Below are 3,491 nucleotides of genomic sequence, written 5' to 3' on the forward strand. Positions count from 1 at the left end.
GTCACCTCCAGCCCGGGTAGCCGCAGGTCGGTGCCGGAGCGCTGCTCGAACGACAGCAGCACCTGCACGATCGGCGCATACGCCTGGGAGCGTTCGGGATTCACCTCCTCGACCAACCGGTCGAACGGCAGGTCGGCGTGCGCGAAGGCCCGCACGTCGGCGTCCCGGACCCGGGTGAGCAGCTCGGCGAACCGCTCGTGCGCGCCGATCCGGGTGCGCAGGACCAGCGTGTTGACGAACATGCCGACCAGATCGTCGAGTGCCTGCACCGATCGGCCGGCGACCGGGGTGCCGATCGCGAGGTCGTCGGTGCCGGACAGGCCGGCGAGCAGGGTCGCGTAGGCCGCGTGCAGCACCATGAAGGTCGACACGCCCGCGCGGCGGGCCGTGGTCTCGACAGCGGCGGTCAGCTCGGCCGTAATGCGGAATTCGATCGCGGCACCCGCGCCCGACGCCACCGCAGGCCGCGGCCGGTCGCTGGGCAGGTCGACGACGGCGGGCAGGTCGGCCAGTTCGGCGCGCCAGAAGTCGATCTGGCGGGACAGGCGGGATTCGGGATCGTCGGCGCGCCCCAGCACCGCGTGCTGCCACAGCGCGAAATCGGCGTACTGGACCGGCAGCGGCTGCCAGTCGGGGACCGCCGCGGCCCGGCGCGCGGCGTAGGCGGTGACCAGGTCGCGGGCCAGCGGCGCGGTGGATATGCCGTCGGCCGCGATGTGGTGCACGACCACGAGCAGGACGTGTTCGTCCGGCGCGACCCGGAAAGCGCTGATACGCAACGGAATGTCGTGCCGCAGGTCGAAGCCGCGCGCCGCCGCGGCGGCGAGTTCGCCGTCCACCTCGCCGGCGTTCACGGTGTGCAGCGTGAGCGCGGTCGCGGCGCAATCCTCGACGGCGCGAATGTGCTGGCGCGGGCCCTCGGCGTCCTCGGGGAAGATGGTGCGCAGCGATTCGTGCCGCGTCAGCACATCGGCGACCGCCTCGGAGAGGGCGAATTCGTCCAGATCACCGCGCAGGCGCAGCGCGAACGGGATGTTGTACATCGCCGAATCCGGTTCGATGCGGTTCAACAGCCAGATGCGAGTTTGCGCGAGCGACAACGGAATTCGATCCGGTCGCGGCCCCGCCGTCAGGGCCGGGACGGCCGCGTCGGGTGCGTCGCGCACAAGGCGGGCCAGCAGGGCGGCGGTGGGTGCGCCGAAGATTTCCGCGACGTCGAGATCGCATCCCAGGGCGGCATTGACCCGCGCGACGACACGCATCGCGAGCAGGGAGTTACCACCGGCGGCGAAGAAGTCGTCGTCGGCGCCGAAGGCTCCGGCACCCGGCGAATCGAGGCCCAGCAGTTCGGCCATCACGGCGGCGACCACGGCCTCGGCCCCTTCGGCCGGGGCGCGGTAGCCGGACTTCTCCCCCTGCTCGACGGCCGGCAAGGCGGCGCGGTCGAGCTTGCCGGAGGAATTGACCGGCAGGTGCGCCAGCACCGTGACGCCGGCCGGGACCATGTATGCGGGCAGGGCTGCGCCCGCGGCGGCCAGCACGGCGGCGGAATCGACGGCAGTGCCCGCGGCGGGCACCACATAGGCGTGCAGCCGCGCCCGCTCCCCCGCTCCCGCGACCACCACGGCCGCCTGGGCGATACCGGACTGCGCGGTCAGCGCGGCCTCGATCTCACCGAGTTCGATGCGCAGCCCGCGCAACTTCACCTGGAAGTCGTTGCGGCCCAGATATTCCAGTTCACCGGTGCGGTTCCAGCGCACCAGGTCGCCGGTGCGGTACATCCGGGCTCCGGCCGGGGCACGACCGGCGGGCCTGGAGGCGGTAGCGGAGCGTGACCCCGCAGGGCCCTCGGGAGTGCCCCTTGTGGACACAGCGAACGGGTCGGCGACGAAGCGGTCGGAGGTCAGTTCGGGGCGGCCGACATAACCGCGCGCGAGCTGATCGCCCGCCAGGTAGAGCTCTCCGGTGACGCCGACGGGTACCGGCCGCAATGTCGAATCGAGCACGTAGACACGGGTATTGGCCACCGGACGGCCGATCGGCACCGTCACGGTGTCGGCATCGGTCACCTCGTGGAAGGTGACATCCACCGCGGCCTCGGTCGGACCGTACAAATTGTGCAACGGCGCACCACCCAGCCCACGCCAACGCGCCGCCGTATCCACCGCCAACGCCTCACCCGAGGTGAACACACGGCGCAACGACGCCGGTGCCGTCGCCACCGAGCCGACGAAGACGGCCAGCATCGACGGGACGAAATGCGCCGTCGTCACGGCCTCCTCGTCCATCAGTCGTGCGAGGTAGGCCGGGTCGCGGTGCCCGTCCGGACGCGCCACCACCAACCGCGCACCCACCTGCAACGGCCAGAAGAACTCCCACACCGACACATCGAACGTCGCCGGAGTCTTCTGCAACACCACATCATCCGAACCCAACCCATACTCGGACTGCATCCACACCAGACGATTCACAATCGCCCCGTGACTCACCGCCACACCCTTCGGACGACCCGTCGAACCCGACGTGAAAATCACATACGCCACATGCTCCGGCCGCAGCGGCGACACCCGGTCGGCATCGGTCACCGCGTCGTCGGCACAGCCGGACAGGTCCAGCCGGTCCAGCCGCACCACATCCGCCCCGGCCGGTAGCGAGGAATCGTCGGTCGTGGTCAGCACACAGGCGGGCCGCGCGGTGTCGAGGACGTAGCGCACGCGGTCGACGGGATGCTCGGGATCCAGCGGCACGTAGGCCGCCCCGGCCGCGACGATCGCGTGAATCGCGACGACCAACTCCAGCGATCGCGGAATACGCACGGCCACAGTAGTTTCCGGCCCGACGCCGCGGGCGATGAGGTAGCGCGCCAGCCGGTGCACGCGCCGGTCGAATTCCCGATAGGACAGACTGGTGCCCTCGAACGTCACGGCCTGCGCTGCCGGGCGCTGCGGCCGGGCGGCGAGAAGTTCGGGCAGGGTGCGCGGTTCGACCGGGTAACCGGTGGCGTTGTGCCCGCCGATCAGCAGGTCGCGTTCGGCCGCAGACATCAGTTCGACGTCGGCGACCCGGGTGGTGCCGTCGGCCGTCATCGCCGCCACGATGCGTTCGAATCCGTCGAGCAGCGCCGCGACGGTCTCCGGGTCGAACAGGTCGGCGGCATAGTGCACGTGCAGGTCGATACCGGCGGCCGTACCGTCCGCGGCGTAGGTCTCGTTCGCGGTCCAGTGCTGGTCGACCTGGATCGGCGCCGCGGCCGGCTCGACCGCGGCGATCTCCAGCCCGTCGAGCCGCAGCTGCGCGCGGGTTTGGTTCTGCAGTGTCAACGACACCTGGTACAGCGGCGAATGTGCCCGGGAGCGGGTCGGATTGAGGGTGTCGACGAGCTGTTCGAACGGCACCGCGGCATGGTCGAAGGCGGCCAGATCGACGGCCCGCACATGGTCCAGATGTTCGACGAGGCTGTCCTCGCCGTGCACCGGGGTGCGCAGTACCAG

General features: G+C 70.7%; 1 protein-coding gene. It reads right to left on the reverse strand.

The annotated features are described in order from the left end of the window. Positions 1-3,491: non-ribosomal peptide synthetase (locus ON23_RS24305; protein ID WP_039781023.1), on the reverse strand; the 3,491-nt coding region annotated here is incomplete at both ends.

The sequence above is a fragment of the Nocardia cerradoensis NBRC 101014 genome (assembly GCF_000308535.1).
Classification (GTDB): Bacteria; Actinomycetota; Actinomycetes; order Mycobacteriales; family Mycobacteriaceae; genus Nocardia; species Nocardia cerradoensis.